Annotated in this window: 17 protein-coding genes; 1 reads left to right on the top strand and 16 read right to left on the bottom strand. The window is 69.7% G+C overall.

Annotation, left to right across the window (positions count from 1 at the left end; all coding sequences use genetic code 11):
* Positions 1 to 34: 34 nt before the first annotated feature.
* Entirely contained in the window at positions 35 to 1036 is a 1002-nt protein-coding gene (locus AC07F0_RS02870) for a helix-turn-helix transcriptional regulator (RefSeq protein WP_478973366.1), read from the bottom strand.
* Positions 1037 to 1174: 138 nt separating this feature from the next.
* Here AC07F0_RS02870 and AC07F0_RS02865 point away from each other — a divergent pair, with 138 nt between their 5' ends.
* Positions 1175 to 1570, top strand: a complete 396-nt coding sequence (locus tag AC07F0_RS02865; protein WP_306965788.1) for a RidA family protein — start codon at positions 1175 to 1177, stop codon at positions 1568 to 1570.
* A gap of 55 nt (positions 1571 to 1625) precedes the next feature.
* Here the strand turns inward: AC07F0_RS02865 and AC07F0_RS02860 are convergent, their stop codons facing one another.
* The 15 genes from AC07F0_RS02860 to AC07F0_RS02790 all read right to left on the bottom strand — a co-directional run bounded on the left by AC07F0_RS02860 (position 1626) and on the right by AC07F0_RS02790 (position 15818).
* Positions 1626 to 2987 (bottom strand): replication-associated recombination protein A, encoded by a 1362-nt coding sequence (locus tag AC07F0_RS02860; protein WP_399415455.1) that lies wholly within the window; start codon positions 2985 to 2987, stop codon positions 1626 to 1628.
* Positions 2988 to 3042: 55 nt separating this feature from the next.
* Complete coding sequence (locus AC07F0_RS02855; RefSeq protein ID WP_399415231.1) at positions 3043 to 3894, bottom strand: PhzF family phenazine biosynthesis protein; 852 nt, start codon at positions 3892 to 3894, stop codon at positions 3043 to 3045.
* 29 nt (positions 3895 to 3923) lie between these two features.
* Positions 3924 to 5600, bottom strand: a complete 1677-nt coding sequence (locus AC07F0_RS02850) for an asparaginase domain-containing protein (RefSeq protein ID WP_399415232.1) — start codon at positions 5598 to 5600, stop codon at positions 3924 to 3926.
* The gene (locus AC07F0_RS02845) at positions 5597 to 6082 is read right to left on the bottom strand and encodes a DUF488 family protein, N3 subclade (RefSeq protein ID WP_399415233.1); all 486 of its coding nucleotides are present in this window, start codon (positions 6080 to 6082) and stop codon (positions 5597 to 5599) included. Before AC07F0_RS02845 ends, AC07F0_RS02850 begins: the two co-directional genes overlap by 4 nt.
* Positions 6083 to 6132: 50 nt before the next feature.
* Positions 6133 to 7143 carry a methyltransferase gene (locus tag AC07F0_RS02840; RefSeq protein WP_478973363.1) on the bottom strand — a complete coding sequence of 337 codons (1011 nt, stop codon included), beginning with the start codon at positions 7141 to 7143 and terminating at the stop codon, positions 6133 to 6135.
* 43 nt (positions 7144 to 7186) lie between these two features.
* Positions 7187 to 7552, bottom strand: coding sequence for a DUF4186 domain-containing protein (locus tag AC07F0_RS02835; RefSeq protein WP_399415235.1), 366 nt, complete (start codon positions 7550 to 7552; stop codon positions 7187 to 7189).
* 40 nt (positions 7553 to 7592) lie between these two features.
* The gene (locus AC07F0_RS02830; protein ID WP_399415236.1) at positions 7593 to 8003 is read right to left on the bottom strand and encodes a VOC family protein; all 411 of its coding nucleotides are present in this window, start codon (positions 8001 to 8003) and stop codon (positions 7593 to 7595) included.
* A gap of 43 nt (positions 8004 to 8046) precedes the next feature.
* Positions 8047 to 8538 (bottom strand): PhzA/PhzB family protein, encoded by a 492-nt coding sequence (locus AC07F0_RS02825; protein WP_399415237.1) that lies wholly within the window; start codon positions 8536 to 8538, stop codon positions 8047 to 8049.
* A gap of 68 nt (positions 8539 to 8606) precedes the next feature.
* The gene (gene asnB, locus AC07F0_RS02820; RefSeq protein WP_399415238.1) at positions 8607 to 10463 is read right to left on the bottom strand and encodes an asparagine synthase (glutamine-hydrolyzing); all 1857 of its coding nucleotides are present in this window, start codon (positions 10461 to 10463) and stop codon (positions 8607 to 8609) included.
* Between the two features lie 43 nt (positions 10464 to 10506).
* Entirely contained in the window at positions 10507 to 11127 is a 621-nt protein-coding gene (gene phzG, locus AC07F0_RS02815) for a phenazine biosynthesis FMN-dependent oxidase PhzG (RefSeq protein ID WP_478973360.1), read from the bottom strand.
* Positions 11124 to 11471: a hypothetical protein gene (locus AC07F0_RS02810; protein ID WP_478973357.1), complete on the bottom strand. Its 348-nt coding sequence runs from the start codon at positions 11469 to 11471 to the stop codon at positions 11124 to 11126. Before AC07F0_RS02810 ends, phzG begins: the two co-directional genes overlap by 4 nt.
* Positions 11468 to 13372 (bottom strand): anthranilate synthase family protein, encoded by a 1905-nt coding sequence (locus AC07F0_RS02805; RefSeq protein WP_478973354.1) that lies wholly within the window; start codon positions 13370 to 13372, stop codon positions 11468 to 11470. The genes AC07F0_RS02810 and AC07F0_RS02805 overlap by 4 nt, the downstream gene beginning before the upstream one ends.
* On the bottom strand, positions 13369 to 13992 hold the full coding sequence (locus tag AC07F0_RS02800) for an isochorismatase family protein (protein ID WP_478973351.1): 624 nt from the start codon (positions 13990 to 13992) through the stop codon (positions 13369 to 13371). The genes AC07F0_RS02805 and AC07F0_RS02800 overlap by 4 nt, the downstream gene beginning before the upstream one ends.
* Positions 13980 to 15188 (bottom strand): 3-deoxy-7-phosphoheptulonate synthase, encoded by a 1209-nt coding sequence (locus AC07F0_RS02795; protein ID WP_399415243.1) that lies wholly within the window; start codon positions 15186 to 15188, stop codon positions 13980 to 13982. Before AC07F0_RS02795 ends, AC07F0_RS02800 begins: the two co-directional genes overlap by 13 nt.
* A 36-nt stretch (positions 15189 to 15224) precedes the next feature.
* A complete protein-coding gene (locus tag AC07F0_RS02790) occupies positions 15225 to 15818 on the bottom strand; it encodes a YybH family protein (RefSeq protein WP_399415244.1) in 594 nt (197 codons plus the stop codon).
* Positions 15819 to 16191: the final 373 nt, after the last annotated feature.

The following is a 16191-nucleotide window of genomic DNA, read 5'->3' as shown; positions in this document are numbered from 1 at the left end:
CGGGCTGAGGGACGCTCTCAAGGCCCTGGTGGGGTCAGTCCGGAACGGGGCACCGGGCCGCTCGGGACGGCGAACCGTAGCGGGCGGCGACCGCGGCGGCGCGGTCGCACAGGGAGGTGCGCAGCCACTGCGGGGCCAGGACTTCGGCGTCCATGGCGTGCTGCCACAGGGCCCATTCGGCATGGCGCGAATCCTGGAAGATCACGTTCAGCCGCAGCCAGCCGTCCGCGTGGGCTTCCTCGGCGCAGACGGCCAGGGCGGTGCCGACCAGGTGCTCCCGCCGTGCCGGATTCACCCGTACCAGCACGGCGACCTTGTCACCGCCGGTCCGGAACCGCGCGTTACGTTCCTGCCAGGCCCGGTCCAGGTCGACGGTTTCCGGTCGCTGCGCGGGTTCGTCGAGTTCTTCGGCGGCCAGCACCCGGGACAGCCGGTAGGTGCGGTCCTCGCCGGCTCTCTTGGCCAGCAGATAACCCTGTTCCCGTACGGTGACCAGGCCGATCGGGTCCACCGTGCGCCACTTCGGGGCCTGGCCCGCTGCCGCGTAGTGGATGCGCAACTTGTGTCCGGCGAACACCGCGCGCCGGACCTCGGCCACGATGGCGTCGGGCATCTCCTCGGTGGCCGTGCGGCGCGAGAGGAGGTCGGTCTCCGGGTCGATGAGTAATCGCCGCGCCGCATCGGCCGCCGTGTCCCGAAGACCCTCGGGCAACGCGTCGACCACCTTGAGCATGGCCGAGGCGAGCGCCGAACCGAGGCCGAACAGCTGTGCGCCGCGCCGTGATCCGGCCACGAGCAGGGCGAGCGCCTCGTCGTGATTCAGTCCGGTGAGCGCCGTCTGGAAGTCGGGCAACAGGGCGAAACCGCCGTGCCGGCCGCGCTCGGCGTACACCGGGACGCCCGCCGCAGACAGCGCCTCGATGTCGCGCAGCACCGTGCGGGTGGAGACCTCCAGCTCACGAGCCAGTGTCTCCGCGGTCATCCGACCGCGCTGACGCAGCAGAAGCACCAGGGAAACCAACCGGTCGGCGCGCATGCGAAAACTCTAACGAAATACATGACCGAGGATGTCACGTATTGCTGGAAGGCTCCTTTGTGCGACGACAAAGCCCGGCGGATGCCGATTTGTTGAACGTACGTACTCAGTGAACCGAGTGGATGGAGCGAGTCGGCAATGGAACGTAACGCGGTCAACCCGGTGTCGTGGTCGGTCGAGATGGGCTTCAACCAGGGTGAGGTCGTCTCCGGGCACTCGCGGACCCTGTACATCTCGGGGCAGACCGCGATGAGCAAGGAGGGCAAGCCCGAGCACGATGGTGACATGGCGGCGCAGTTGGCGCTGAGCATCGACAACATCGAGGCGGTGCTCGCCGAGGCCGGCATGTCCCTCTCCAACCTCGTCCGGCTCAACGTCTACACGACTGACGTCGACCTGCTCTTCCAGCACTACGGTGTGCTGGCGGGCCGACTGGGCGCCGCCCAGGTCGCGCCGACGACCACCATGCTCGGTGTGACGCGCCTGGCGATCCCCGGCCAGATGGTCGAGCTCGAGGGCACCGCTGTCGCGTGAGGTGACCTCGTCTCCTCCGCTGCCCGTGCCCGTGAGCCGGCACGGGCAGCGGGCGTTACCCCTCCTCGCCGCGGACGGCACGGCGGAGCTTGATGAGGCGCTCGTGCAGGACGCGCTCCCCGCCGTGCTGCGTGGGGCGGTAATAGTCCGTGCCCACCAGGTCGTCCGGCGGGTACTGCTGCTCCAGGACTCCCTCGGGGAGCCTGTGGGGGTAGCGGTAGCCGATCGCGTTGCCCAGTTCCCTGGCGCCGGCATAGCGGCCGTACCGCAGATGGGCGGGGATCTCGCCGACGGCGCCCGCCCGGACGTCGGCCATCGCCTCGTCGATCCCGACGATCACCGCGTTCGACTTCGGCGCCATGGACAGGTGCACCGTGGCCTGCGCCAGGGCGAGGCGGGCCTCGGGCATGCCGATGAGCTGGACCGTCTGCGCCGCCGCGACGGCGGCCTGCAGTGCCGTGGGGTCGGCCAGCCCGACATCCTCACTGGCGTGCACCACCAGCCGCCGCGCGATGAACCGCGGGTCCTCCCCGGCCACGAGCATGCGGGCCAGGTAGTGCAGCGCGGCGTCGGGGTCCGAGCCGCGGATCGACTTGATGAAGGCGCTGACGACGTCGTGGTGCTGGTCGCCCTGCCGGTCGTAGCGGACGGTCGTCTCGGCGACGGCCCGCTCCACCGCGGACACGTCGACCACCGTGCCGCCGGTGCCGGTCACCCCGTCGGCGCTCGCCTCCAGAGCGGTCAGCGCACTGCGGGCGTCGCCGGCCGCGAGGCGTACGAGGGCGTCCTCGGCCTCGGGGGACAGCGTGACCGCACCGCGGAGGCCCCGCTCGTCGCGCACGGCACGGCGCAACAACGCGCGGACCTCGTCCTCGCTCAGGGACTCCAGTCGCAGTACCAGCAGGCGGGAGAGCAGCGGGGCCACGACCGAGAACGACGGGTTCTCGGTCGTGGCCGCGACGAGCAGCACGAGCCTGTCCTCCACGGCGCCGAGGAGCGCGTCCTGCTGGGTCTTGGAGAATCGGTGCACCTCGTCGATGAACAGCACCGTCTGCCGGTTCTGGCGGTCGCGGCGATGGCGCGCGTCGTTCATCACGTCGCGCAGTTCCTTCACCCCGCTGGACAGCGCCGAGAGGGCGACGAAGTGCCGGTGGGCCGCATCGGCGAGCAGCCGCGCGAGGGTCGTCTTCCCGGTGCCGGGCGGACCGTAGAGCAGCACCGACGCCGCCTCCCCGCCCTCCGCCAGCCGCCGCAGCGGCGAGCCGGGCCGCAGCAGGTGCGCCTGGCCGACCACCTCGGCGAGCGTGCGCGGTCGCATCCGTACCGCCAGCGGTGCGCCGGCCCGTACGGGCTCGGCGGGCGGAGTGTCGTTGGACGACGTGGGTAACGCGAACAGCCCGTCGTCCTCAGCGGCCATGGACACGCGCGGCGGCCCTTCCTGTGCAGTCAGGTCACTCATACGATCTCGGCGGCTACGCGTACAGCGTTCCACGGGCGACGACCACGGCGGACCCCGCCACCTGGACAGAATCGATCCGTTCCGGCGTCCCCGTCGCGCGAGCCCGCATCGTCGAAGGACGCCCCATCTCCACCCCTTGGCGGATCTCGATCCACTCCCCGAACGGGATCAGTCCGTGCCGGGCCAAGTGTACGGGGAGGGAGCCGGCGGCCGAGCCGGTGGCCGCGTCCTCGACCACGCCGTAGGCGGGGGAGAACATGCGCAGCCGCCACCGCGTCCCCGAGCCCGCGAAGCAGTTGGCGGCCATGTCGGGCAGCCTCGCGAGCATCCTCTGGTCCGGCTCCAGGGCGGAGAGCGCGGCCACGCTGTCCAGGCCGACGAACACGTGCCGCGGCCCGTTGTCGTAGACCTCGACCGGCAGAGTGCTGCCGGTGGCCACCAGGTCGAGACCGGTGAGCAGTTCCTCCGCGCGGTCGTAGGGCTCCCACGTCGGGAGGGGCTGCCACATGCCGGCGGCGACGGTCCGGCCGTCGTCGTCACGCTCCAGTTCGAACGCCACGGTGCCCTTGGCGGTCTCCATGCGGAGTTCCTTCGCCTCGTGCGACTCGCCGAGCACCACGGCCGTGCCCAGGGTGGGGTGTCCGGCGAACGGCAGCTCGTTCACCGGGGTGAAGATGCGGACCCGCACATCGCCGTCGTCCTGCGCGGGCAGGACGAAGACGGTCTCGGACAGGTGCATCTCCTGTGCGATCTGCTGCATGCGTGCGGCGGAGAGGCCGGAGGCGTCGAGGAAGACCGCGGTCGGGTTTCCTTCCAGCGGGACGTCGGTGAAGACGTCGGCCACCACGTACTCGTACGTACCCATGGGTTCCGTTCTCGAAGGTGTGCTGCGGGTCAGTGGGTGTCGAACAGGGCCTGGTACTGGCCGACCGCCTTCTCGGTGGCCGCGCGCTCGTCGGGGGTCGGGTCGAAGGGGTCCGCGGCCGGGGGCAGGGCACCGAACTTGAGCAGTGCGGCCATGAGCAGCATGCGTGCCTTGGTGGCGGTGAGGTTGTTGCCCGAGATGAACGTCGGGTCGGTGCGGTACGCCATGCCTCCGGTGTTGCCGCGGCCCGTGCGGACCACCGGCATGCCGGCGAAGACGGCGACGCTCAGCGCCGCGTTCCTCGTCGGGTCGGCCATCCCGAACGGCGACATGCCTTCGCACACGAAACCGGACAGGGGCGCGCCGGCGAGGTTGGCGTCGATCCGGGCGAGGATCTCGACCTCCTCCTCGGCGACGGGCGGATCGTCGGTGCCGGTTCCCGTCGCCGCGTACCGGCTGTACTTGGTGATCGAGACGTGCGGCACGGCGGTGGGCAGGAGTCCCCCGGCGTCCTTCGTCTCGACGTCGACCGAGAAGACGCCCGAGTCCAGGCTCCCGGCGACGCCGGCCACCCGCTCGGGGAGCACGGTGAGGCGCAGTTCCGAGCGGTGGGTGTGCTTGCGGGCAGGAAGGTAGGTGAGCTGCGGGGGGCCGTAGCCGCCGAGGTCGGCGACTATTCCGCCGTGGCCGCCGGTGACCTCGTAGCCGCCCGGCCGGGCGTCGACCTTGGTCACGTCCCGGGCCGAGTAGACGAGTTCGTCGACGATCACGCAGGCACCGACGCGGTCCTCGCCCCGTTCGTCCAGGGTGACGCCCGACGCGATGAACTTCACGCCGTCCACCACGTTGCGGTCGCCGTCCGCGCTCAGGGACTGGTGGCGGCGCTGCGCCGCGTGTCCGACGAGTGGCACCTTCGTGTCGACGAGCAGTCCGAGCCAGTACAGGGTCTCGTCGACGGTCGGGCTCCCCTCCAGCCACTGGACGCCGGCGAACTCGCCCGTGGCGAGGACGGACTGGACCTGGTTGGTCGCCCGGGCGAGGTCCGCCAGACCGGGCTCGCTCTGGAGGTGGTACGGGTAGTAGACGAAGAAGTCCTGCCCGAGGCGCTCGGATGCGGGACCCGTGGTGTATCCGCCGGACGGAGCGGCCCGGAAGAACTCGAAGTCGGCGACGGACCCCAGCTCGACGGGGGTGCCGTAGTCGGCCAGGCCGAACCGCTCGATCTCCTCGTAGAGGCGGCGGGCGTCGGGGTAGAACGTCTGCCGGCCGGCTTCCGGTGGTGCGTACGGTGCGGTCGAGGTCTCCTCCCATGCGGATCCGTCTGCCTGCCTCCCCATGTAGGGAAGGGGGTAGAGACCGTCGGCGGGGTCGAGTTCGACGACGTACACCGGTGTGGCGTCGTCGGACGGCTGCTCGGCGTGGAACGTGCCGTCCTCGTCGAGCCAGCCGTCCGCCGGGGCGTACAGGCCGGCCGCCTCCCGTTCGAGGGGGTGCGCGCTGAACGCCTCGACGTACAACGTCACGGGCGCCGCGAGCCGTTGGGGACGCAGGGTGTCGAACCGGCAGGGGCGCGGCGGCAGACCGTGGCGTGCGCGGGCCTTGTTCGACGTGACCAGGTCCGGTGTGTTCAGGATCGTCGCCGTGGGCCCGGCGAACACCGCGATCCGCGGTCGCGGCCTGCCGGCCCCGGGGATGTCGTCCGTCACAGCGGCCTCAGGTGCTCGATGGTGATGTGGTGCTCCTCGGCCAGCCGCTGGGCGACCAGCGAGCGGTGGCACGCCTCGGGGTCGCGCTCGACGCAGAACAGCGACGCGATGCCGCTGCTCGGCAGAGCCGCCACGATCGGATCGAGGTCGGCCGGGCCGAGGATCTCGGCCGTGTAGCGGCGGGTGTACTCGGCGGCGAGTTCGCGGCGGGAGCGCTTGCCGACCCCCTGGCGGTCGTCCTCGGCGTACTGAAGGTGACGCAGTTCGGTGGTCGGGGCGAGTTCGCGGTGGTGCCGGTAGGCGATCCGGGCCTCCGCGAGGGCCGCCTGCAGCCGGAGTGAGTTCGCCCAGGCGTAGTCCGGTCCGCGCACTCCGCGGCGCTGACGTACGTCGAGCAGCAGGCGCACGTCCGCCTGCCGTAGTCGTTCCAGGAAGGAATCGCCGTCGAAGCCGTAGACGCCGATCGTTGCCAACTTGAGCACCGAGGTCTCCTGTTCGCGCTGTTGCGCACGTTCTGCGTGCCTGCCTGCCGTTACGGGGTGTGCGGTGCGGCGATCAGGGCGGTCGTCTCCATGGGCAGCTCCGCGGTCCCGGTGATCTCCAGGCCGGCGCGGTCCAGCAGGTGCGTGATCCGGTCGAGGGTGCGGTGTTCGCCGCCCGTCGTCACCAGGAGGTGCAGGTCCCACAGGGCGGGCAGCACGGTGGAGTTCTCGTCCTCGACGAACCGGTCGAGGATCAGCAGCCGCGAGGACGAGTCCGCCATGGCGTGGCGGCAGTGCTCGAAGACACCGACGACGGCTTCGTCGTCGTGGCCGGCCAGCACCCGGCAGAGGATGTAGACGTCCCCGCCCGCCGGGACGCCCTGGAACATGTCGCCCCCGACCAGCTCGGCCCGGTCCAGGCCGACGGTGGCGGACAGGTGTTCACGCGCCTTGGGCATCATGTGCTCGCGGTCGAAGAGCGTGCCTTGGGCGTCCGGCGTGGCGCCGAGGATCGTGGCGAGCAGGTGCCCGCCGCCGCCACCGACGTCCACGACCTTCCTGCCGGAGAAGTCGAAGACCTCGGGCACCTGGTGGAAGAACATGCTCGCGGCGTTCATGGTGACCTGGAACCGGCGGGCGGTGGCCGGGTCCTGGCCCAGGTACTCGTAGAACGACCGGCCGTAGGCGACTTCGAATCCCGAGCTCCGCGTGCTGACGGCGTGGTGGGCGTGACCCCACGCGGCGTAGAACTCCTCGCCGTACAGCAGGCACATGTCGCCCAGGGACTGGGGGCCTTCGAGGAGGGCGGCGCTCACCCGGGTACCGCGGTAGCCGGTGGAGTCGCTGCCCTCGAATATGCCCATCGCCACCAGCAGGCGCATCAGACGGTGAATGCCCTGCTCGTCCGCCCCGGTCGCCTTGGCCAGTTCGGCGTCGGTGTCACGGCCGGCCTCGATGTGGTCGGGCAGTCCGAGTCTGACCGCGGTGTAGAGCGCCTGCGCCCTCCATCCTCCGGTGATGATGTCGACCACGTCCCGAGTGGCCTGCACGTCGACTGTCATGGAGTCCTCACCTCACGCTTGGCGACACGACTTGACTTGCCTCTCACGGTGAAGCCTCGTACTGCCTCACGATCCACCGGCAGATCACCTCCACGACGTAGGCCCGCTCGGCATCGTCGAGTGCGTGGCCGGCGGGGATGCCGTGCCAGCGCGCGAGGCAGGTACGGCAGCACGTCGCGGTGGCGTGCTGGGCGACGAAGACGGGATGCCCTCGGTAGGGCGTCTGACGGCCGTCGTTGTGCGGTTCGGCCGGCGCCAGCCTGCGACCGATCAGATCCTCGGCGTGCTTGCGGACGGTCGTGATCCCGCGCAGGTCGACCACCGCGCGATCCCTTCCGCGCAGCCGGAACTTCGCGCGGAAGGGGTGCCGCCCGATCCGGTCCAGCCTGTCGTCCAACCCGTCCGTCATCGGTTCCCGGCTCCTTCGAACCCAGTGGCCCCGCGGGCGATCAGGACTGCCGCTGGGTGATGTTGAACATCCAGGTGATCCCGAACCTGTCCACGAGCGTGCCGGCCTCGTCGCCCCAGATCTGCTTCTTGAGGGGCAGCGACACGGTGCCGCCGACGGACAGCTTCCCGAAGTACTCGCGCAGGCCCGCGTCGTCGCCGCCGAGGTAGAGCGCGACGTTGGTGCCCGGGTTGAAGGGGACCCGCTCCGGGACGTCCCACGCCATCACCGTGAAGCCGTCCGCGGTGATGAGTGTGGCGTGCATGATCTTGTCGGGGTCGGGCGACTCCGGCGAGCCGAAGTCGCCGAACGTGCCCAGCTCCAGCTTGCCGCCGAGGACGTCGTGGTAGAACTCCATCGCCTGCCGGGCGTTGCCGTCGAAGGCGATGTACGGGTTGAGCTGAGATCCCACCTGATGCTCCTTGCTGTCCGTGTGAACGAGTGGTGGGAAGTCCCTAGGTGGGGATCCCGCCGCGATTGATCTTCGGCACCTCGATGCCCAGCGCACGCAGCTGCTGGAACGGGTTCATGAACTCGCGTTGCTGCTTGATCTTGCCGTCTTCGAGCAGGAACGAGTGGATGAAGTGGTTCCGGTAGTAGCCGGGCGGGTAGGCCGGGTAGAGGATCTCTCCCTCCCCGTCACACTCGACCCAGAACCTGTTGGGGTCCTGTGTCTCGAAGATCTCGACGTTCTTCCATTCCCAGTCGGGGAACATGCGCAGCGACCACTCGCCGTGCGCCTTGAGCTTCTCGTGTCCCTGGGAGTTGATCGGTTCGCCGGTGTCGCTGGTCCACAGGCCGGCGCTGCCGTCCTCGGTGAAGAGCAGGTAGCGCGTCAGCCGGTTCTCGCCCTTGCGGCTCATGTAGTCCGCGACGACGGCACGGTGCCGGGCGCGCAGGTCGAGGTCGGCATCGAGCCCCTTGGACCGGTCGTCTTCCGTTCCCATCTCGTGTTCCTCACTCCGTGTTCCGGGCGTGCCCGGGGTGGACGTTGACGTGGGGTGCCCGGCCGCGTTCAGATCCGCAGCTCGGGCCGGTAGATGTCCAGCCAGGTGCTCAGGTCGAGCACGCGCTCCATGCCGTTGCGGACGTCGATCGGCATGGTGGCCGAGTCACGCCGCGTGATGTCCTCCAGCCAGCTGCGGTCCACCAGGTCGAAGACCGGGTCGTCGGTCGTGAGCAGCTCTTTGGACTGCTGCAGCAGCGCGCTCGTGTACTGCGGGTCCAGCGTGGCCGGGTAGGGGGCCTTCACCCGATCCAGCACCGACTGCGGCAGCAGGTCCGCGGTCGCGGCGCGCAGCAGGCTCTTCTCCCTGCCGTCGAAGGTCTTCAGCGACCACGGGGTGTTGTAGACGTACTCGACGAGGCGGTGGTCGCAGAAGGGGACGCGGACCTCCAGCCCGACGGCCATGCTGATCCGGTCCTTGCGCTCCAGGAGCATCCGGACGAAGCGCGTCAGGTGCAGGTGGCACATCACCCGCATCCGCATCTCGTGGTCGCTCTCGCCCTCCGCCCGCTCGACCTCGCCGACCGCGTCGGAGTACCGGTCGCGGATGTAGGTGGGAAGGTCGAGGGCGGCGGTGATGTCGGCGTTGAACCGATCGGACACCTGGGCCCGTGCGCCGCTGACGAAGACGGCCATCCAGGGGAAGGTCTGCGCGGCCTGGACCTCCGGCTGGTGGAACCACCTGTACCCGCCGAAGACCTCGTCGGCGGACTCCCCGGACAGGGCGACCGTGGACTGCTCCCGGATGGCCTGGAACAGCAGGTAGAGCGAGTTGTCCATGTCACCGAGGCTGAGCGGACTGTCCCGCGCGGTGATGACGGCTCGGCGCACCCCCGGGTCGGCGATCGAGGCGTGGTCGAGCACGATGGACTCGTGCTGGGAGCCGACGTGCGCGGCCACCTCCAGCGCGTACGGGGCGTCCGTCGTGCCCCGCAGTTCGTCGGCGACGAAGTCGTTCTCCCGTCCGACGAAGTCCACGGCGAAGCTGCGCACCTTCTCACCGGGCTCGCCGTGCTCTCCGGGCCGGCCGAGCTTGGCTGCGGCCAGCGCGGTGATCACGCTGGAGTCCAGACCGCCGGAGAGCAGGGTGCAGCGCGGGACGTCGGAGACCAGCTGGCGGCTGACGATGTCCTCGAGCAGTTCGCGCACGGTGGCGACGGTGGTCTTCTGGTCGTCGGTGTGCGGACGGGTGGGCAGCGTCCAGTAGCGGCGCTCGCGCAGACCGGAGCGGTCGACGGTGACCAGGCCGCCCGGGACCACCTCCTTCATCCCGCACCACACGGCGCTGCCCGGCGTCTGGGTGAAGCTGACCAGCTCCCGCAGTCCGGCGAGGTCCACGGCGCGGTCCGCCAGCGGGTTGGCGAGGATCGCCTTCGGCTCGGAGCCGAAGATCACCCCGTCGTCGGTGCTGGAGTAGTAGAGCGGCTTGACTCCCATCCGGTCGCGGATCATCACGAGCTTCTCGACCCTGGAGTCCCAGACGGCGAACGCGAACATGCCGTTGAGCCGTTCGGCGACCGCTTCGCCCCACTCCAGGTAGCCGTGGAGTACGACCTCGGTGTCGCTGCGGGTCTGGAAACGATGGCCCCGACGACGTAACTCGGCCCTGAGTTCGGTGTAGTTGTAGACCTCACCTGTGTACGTGATCGTCACAGGACCGTCGTCGGTGGGCACCACCATGGGCTGGGTGCCGCCTTCGAGGTCGATGACCGCCAGCCTTCGATGGCCGATCGCCGCATGCCGGTCGAGCCAGGCGCCGCGGGCGTCCGGTCCCCGGCAGGCCATGGTCTGCGTCATCGCGTCCAACTGCGCGCGCTGCTGCGTCAGATCCCGGTCGAACGAGACCCAGCCCGTCATTCCACACATCGACTTGCCTTTCTTCCTGTCGAGTCCACGGTCCAGAGCACGGTCAGGGTTGGAGCCGGTCCGTACGCCAGCCGGAACCGTCGCGCTCGTAACGCAGCCTCCGGTGCAACCGGTCCTCCGGGTCGGCCTGCCAGAACTCCACCGACGCCGGCTCCAGCAGATAGCCCAGCCAACGCTCCGGGCGGGGCAGCGCCGAGCCGTCCCGGCCCAGTTCCCGGGCCTGCTCGCGCAGCGCGTCCTCGTCCAGCAGCGGCGCGCTCTGGTGCGCCGCCACCGACATCGGGTGCGTGCTGACGGGCCGGGCCGCCCACAGGGCCTCGGACTCCTCGTCGGGCAGCGGACGGGTCGGGCCGCTCACGCTCACCTGGCGGCCGGCCTCGCGCCAGTAGAACACCCCGGACGCCCAACCCGTCTCGGCCAGGTCCCGGCCCTTGCGGCTGTCGGAGTGGCTGGCGAACACCAGGCCCGTCGCGCGGATCTTCAGAACCTGGACGATCCGGTTGGAGGCGTGGCCGCGGGTGTCGACGGTGGCCAGTGCCAGCGCGCCCGGCTCGCGGACGGCGTCCGCGACGGCGCTGTCGAACCAGGCCTGGAGCAGCTCCATGGGTTCGGCGGGCGGGGCGGTGAACTCCTCGGCGGTCCGGGGCTTCGTCGATGCGCTCACGATGACTTCACGCTCGTCTCGAAGGCCAGGCCGCGTTCGACCAGCCGGCCGGAGTGGACACCTTCGACGATGGCCTCGACGTCGGACACCATCCGCACGGCCGGCGGGTGTCCGATGAGCTCGGTGGCCCGGTTCGGCGGCATGGGGGCCGTCGGGTCGGCATCGGAATCCCACAGCATCACGGCGCCCCAGCGGTTGGTCTCCCGGTCGGAGATCCAGAACTTCAACCGCATTCCGTGGACCTCCGTCCACGGATCCACGCCCTCGTCGCGCAGGTAGACGCGCAAGGAGTCGATGGTCTGGCCGGACCCGGTCAGGTCCCACCAGGAGATGGTGGCTTTCATACGTTCACTACCTCCGCGGTCTCCATCAGCGGTACGAGCAGGTCGGCCAGGAGGCGCTCGCTGTCCTGGGTGAGCACGGACTCCAGGTGGAACTGCACCGAGCCGAAGTGCGGCCCGCGCAGGGCGTGCACCTCGCCGGTGCCGGCGTCGAGGCAGACCTTCACCTCGCCGACACCGGGGCACTGAAGCCGGTCGGCTCGCGCGCGGGCCGAGTAGGAGTTGTAGAAGCCCACGCGTTCGCGCGCGCCGAACAGGTCGATCTCGCGCTGGGTGCCCTGGTTCGGGACATCGCGGCGGCGCAGTTCGAACCCGAGGTGCCGGCAGAGCAGCTGATGGCTCAGGCAGACGGCCAGGAAGGGGATGCGCCGGGACAGCAACTCCTCGATGGCCCGGCTCACTTCGGCCATCCTGGGGTGGTCGGTCTCCCGCGGATCGCCGGGCCCGGGGCCCATGACGACGAGGTCGTGGTCGTCGAAGCGGTGGTCCGCGTCGAAACCACTGAGTTCCACGGTCAGGCCGATGGCGCGCAGCTGGTGGGCCAGCATCGCGCTGAAGGTGTCCTCGGCGTCGACGACCAGCGCCCGGCGGCCGTCCAGCATGGGATGGGGCCGCGCGCGCTTCTCGGCCTCGCTGAGCCAGAAGTTCGCGATCGTCTCGTTGCGCCCGACCAGCACCTCCTGGACCAGCGGGTGTGCGCCGAGCCGCTCGCCGGCACCCAGCGCCGCGAGCACGCCCGCGGCCTTGGTACGGGTCTCGGCGACCTCGGCGTCGGGGTCGGAGTGCCGGACCAGCGTCGCGCCCACGCCGACCTCGACGTGGCCGGTGTCGTCGACGTCCGAGGTCCGGATGTCGGCGGTACGGATGAGGATGGCCGAGTCCAGGGTGCGCGCGCCGTCGGCGTCCTGGCCGATGAGGGCGGCGACGCCCCCGTAGTAGCCGCGGCCGCGGGGCTCGTAGCGGGCGATCACCCGGCAGGCGTTCTCCAGCGGGCTGCCGGTCACGGTGGGGGCGAACATCGTCTCCCGCAGGATGTCCCGGGGATCGAGCTCGCTGCGCCCCTCGATGACGTACTCGGTGTGCGCGAGCCAGGCCATCTCCCGCAGGAACGGCCCCCTGACGCGGCCGCCGCCCTGGCAGACCCGGGCCATCATCTTGAGTTCCTCGTCGAGGACCATGTACAGCTCGTCGGTCTCCTTGCCGTCGGTGAGGAACTCCATGACCTCCGACAGGACCGGTCCTGAGGCCGGATAGCGGTAGGTGCCGCTGATCGGGGTCATCGCCGCGACACCGTCGCGCAGGCTGACGTGGCGCTCCGGTGTGGCTCCGACGAAGGTGCGGGTGCCGGTGTGCACGAGGAAGGTCCAGTAGGCGCCGGTCTCCCGGGTGAGCAACCGGCGGAACAGGCTCAGCGCGCTGCGCGTCGAGTATCCGGTGATGCTGGTGACGAAGGAGCGCTTGATGACGAAGTTCGAGCCCTCTCCGGTGCCTATCTCCTTCTTCAGCACCGCGCGAACCGTGTCGGCGTAGGCGTCGTCCTCGGTGTCGAAGCGCCCACCGGTCAGGTTGATCGGCTCGTCCGGCAGGGATCTCAGCGCCTCGGACGTGGTGATCTGCCCCTGGTCGGTCACCGACATCGCGAGCAGCGGCGAGCCGTCCGCGGCGGCGGCGAAGCCGCGCTCGGTGATCTGCTGGTGGGGCACCAGGACCAGCGCTTCCTGCCGGGCCCGGCCGGGTCGCCCCGTCCGGTCGGCCAGCGGGATGTCGGCGAGCCGGGCCGGGGTGCTGACCCGGCCCAGCAGGATCTCCACTCGGTCCGGGCCAAGGGTCTCGGGGCGGTGCAGGAGGGCGAAGGCGCCCGGATCGGGGCCAAGCACCCGGTCGAGCAAGTGCGGTGAGTTCATCGGAAGACCTCCTCGGTGGTGGTGACCACCGAGCAGCGGGCGGCCGCGTAGTCGAGGGCCAGCCGGTGGTACTCGGCGGAGAAGTCGCCGACGGCGTCGGCGACCAGGAACGGCTGGATGTCGTTGGTGAACGCCTCCAGGGCCGTCACCAGCACACCGACGTGCGCGTAGACGCCGCAGATGATCAGCTGGTCGCGGTTCTGGTCGCGCATCCGCGTCAGCAGATCCGAGCGGAAGAACGCGCTGTAGCGCCACTTGGTGAGCACCTGGTCCGCCGGCCGGGGCGTGAGTTCCGAGGCGATCTGACGATCTACGGGGTCCACCCTCATGCCCGGACCCCAGAAGTCCTTCAGCAGGCCGCGTTCCTCCTCTGTCATGCCACCGGGTTGCGCGGTGTAGAACACCGGAACGTCGAGCGCGGCGCAGCGCTCCCGCAGCAGCACGCAGTGGCGCACCAGCGGATCACGCACCGAGGAGGGAAACGGCGCGAGGAAATAGCGCTGCATGTCATGAACGAGCAGCACCGCCCGGCGCGGGTCGGGCGTCCACCGCGCGGTGCTGACGGGCAGCTCGGCCGCGGTCGGCAGTGGGTAGGCGGGGATCGGCGCTATGCCCGGCACGGTTCTCCCTCGGCCCGGTCCGTCATCACATGCGTCTGCCAGGCCGAGACCACCGACACCGCCTGGCGAGGATTGAGTCGCGGGTCGCACAACGTCGTGTGGTTCCGGCCGATCCGGTCGATGCCGTGGTGGGCGTCGACGCATTCGGTCACGTCGTCGGGCGTGGTCTCCAGATGTATCCCGCCCGGTGTTCCGCCGGCTGCGCGCACGGCGGCCTGGAACGCCGCGACCTCCCGGACGATCGTCTCCACGACCCGGGTCTTGCGTCCCTCAGCGGTGGTCAGGGTGTTGGCGTGCATGGGGTCGACCAGCCAGATCACCGGGTGTCCGGCGGAGCGCACGGCCTGGACCAACGGCGGCAGCACATCCATCGTCGCGTCAGCACCCATCCGGGCGATCAAGGTGAGTCGGCCCGGTTCCTGTCCGGGGTCGAGCCGCGCACACAGCGCGACCAGATCGGCGACCGTCATACGCGGCCCGACCTTGCACGCGACCGGGTTGACCACATCTGCCAACAGCGCGACGTGGGCCCCGTCGAGCTGGCGGGTTCGCTCACCGATCCACGGCCAGTGAGTGGACGTGAGCGCGACCCGGCCCTCCCGGTCCCGGCGCAGCATCGGGATCTCGTAGTCGAGCAGCAGGGCCTCGTGGCTGGTCCACACGGCCGGCTCGACGCGCGCCCGTGGCGTCGGGGCGAGATGGGCCATGACCTGGCTCGCCGCCCGATAACCGGCCAGCAGGCGCCGGGGGTCGGGCCTTCGCGCTTCCGGAACCGGCTCCGGACCGTTCACCATGTGCCCTCGGTACACCGGGAGTTCGACGCCACCGATCCACTCGGTGTGCGCCGACCGGGGTTTGGCGTACTGGCCGCCGATCCGGCCCACCCGCACCACCGGCTGATGAGTGATGGCGGTCATGACGCCGGCGAGCACGTTGAGCAGTCCCACTTTCCGCTCCACGTCACCCGCGGTGCATTCCGCCGGATCCTCCGCGCAGTCACCCGCCTGCACCACCTGTGCCTGCCCGGCGGCCACTTTGGCGAGCAACCCCCGTAACCGGCTCAGCGATTCGGCCTCCACGAGCGGGGGAAGGGCTGCCAGCACATCCCTGACCTGCTTGACCTGTGCCGGGTCTGCCCACTGAGGCTGTTGCCGTGCGATCGGGGCCTGCGAAACTTCGAGCGAGGTGACGTTCAAGTTTTTCTCCAGACCTCGAACACCGAGGTAGCCCGGTCAGTGGTGGGCCGTTGTCGCGTTGCCGTGGGGCGGGTAAGGGTTGTCCTGGAGGTACAGCCACGTACCGTTCGGCTGCTCTTGCACGGTGTCGCAGAAATTCCCGGTGAAGCGCGTGCGGGTACCGTCGGGATCGGTCTGCTCCAGGGAATAGTCGCCCATTATGGACGCCGTGCGGTTACGTACCCTGTCACCCGTGCGCTTCCCTCCCGCCAGCACGGTTTGGCGAGCGTTGACGGTGAGTACCGGATCGGACTTGAACCAGTCGACGTAGAACGCCCGTATTTCCTTGTGGCCCCTGATAATCGACCCGTCGTAATTGACGATCGCCGCTTCGGGGTCTTGGAGGGCGATGATTCCGTCTACGTCCTTGGCCTTGATCCGCTCGCCCAGGAGCTGCAGCAACTCGGCCGGCGTACGAGCGGCGTCCTGCGTGCTCTCGGCATTCGCCGTGACCGCGGTAGCAGATGACTTGCCCGCAGGCGCCGATGTATTCGCCATCTCGGTCTGGATGAAGGTAGGGCCCGCGATGCTCACGGCCGTAAACACAATGGCCGAGGTGGCGATCGACAACGTGAGCTTGATTCTGGTCATGGCATCTCCCCCAAATGGAGATGGCAGCAGGTCAAGAGAACGCCTCTGCGGCGTTGGCCCTTTGAATGGCCCCCGTTTGCCACCCCGCCCCGTTGATGAGGTCATGCAACATTCCGGAACTAACCTCTGTCAACCCTCCCGGAAATGCGGATGATGCCGGTCCGCTATTTATCTGCCCCAGGCGTTGAAACGGAACATCGACTGCATTACGAAGACCTGCGGGTATCGCCGTTTCCGGAGCGTGATCCGGCAGGGGTGCACGTGGCCGGTTGGAGTGGTCGGCAACAAGGAATCGCCTATTCCAGGACGTCGGAACGCTCATTTTGCGCCAGACGTGCGGGAGTGTCGGCCAATGTCCCTCCAGTGGCGTGCG

It is taken from the genome of Streptomyces sp. NPDC045955, assembly GCF_056430805.1.
This window is presented reverse-complemented; position numbering and strand designations above follow the sequence as displayed.

Bases quoted from the DNA above. Each gene is read 5' to 3' on its own strand.
- AC07F0_RS02870 (WP_478973366.1), bottom strand. From the start codon at position 1,036: ATGCGCGCCGACCGGTTGGTTTCCCTGGTGCTTCTGCTGCGTCAGCGC.
- AC07F0_RS02865 (WP_306965788.1), top strand. From the start codon at position 1,175: ATGGAACGTAACGCGGTCAACCCGGTGTCGTGGTCGGTCGAGATGGGC.
- AC07F0_RS02860 (WP_399415455.1), bottom strand. From the start codon at position 2,987: ATGGCCGCTGAGGACGACGGGCTGTTCGCGTTACCCACGTCGTCCAAC.
- AC07F0_RS02855 (WP_399415231.1), bottom strand. From the start codon at position 3,894: ATGGGTACGTACGAGTACGTGGTGGCCGACGTCTTCACCGACGTCCCG.
- AC07F0_RS02840 (WP_478973363.1), bottom strand. From the start codon at position 7,143: ATGACAGTCGACGTGCAGGCCACTCGGGACGTGGTCGACATCATCACC.
- AC07F0_RS02835 (WP_399415235.1), bottom strand. From the start codon at position 7,552: ATGACGGACGGGTTGGACGACAGGCTGGACCGGATCGGGCGGCACCCC.
- AC07F0_RS02825 (WP_399415237.1), bottom strand. From the start codon at position 8,538: ATGGGAACGGAAGACGACCGGTCCAAGGGGCTCGATGCCGACCTCGAC.
- asnB (WP_399415238.1), bottom strand. From the start codon at position 10,463: ATGTGTGGAATGACGGGCTGGGTCTCGTTCGACCGGGATCTGACGCAG.
- AC07F0_RS02810 (WP_478973357.1), bottom strand. From the start codon at position 11,471: ATGAAAGCCACCATCTCCTGGTGGGACCTGACCGGGTCCGGCCAGACC.
- AC07F0_RS02805 (WP_478973354.1), bottom strand. From the start codon at position 13,372: ATGAACTCACCGCACTTGCTCGACCGGGTGCTTGGCCCCGATCCGGGC.
- AC07F0_RS02790 (WP_399415244.1), bottom strand. From the start codon at position 15,818: ATGACCAGAATCAAGCTCACGTTGTCGATCGCCACCTCGGCCATTGTG.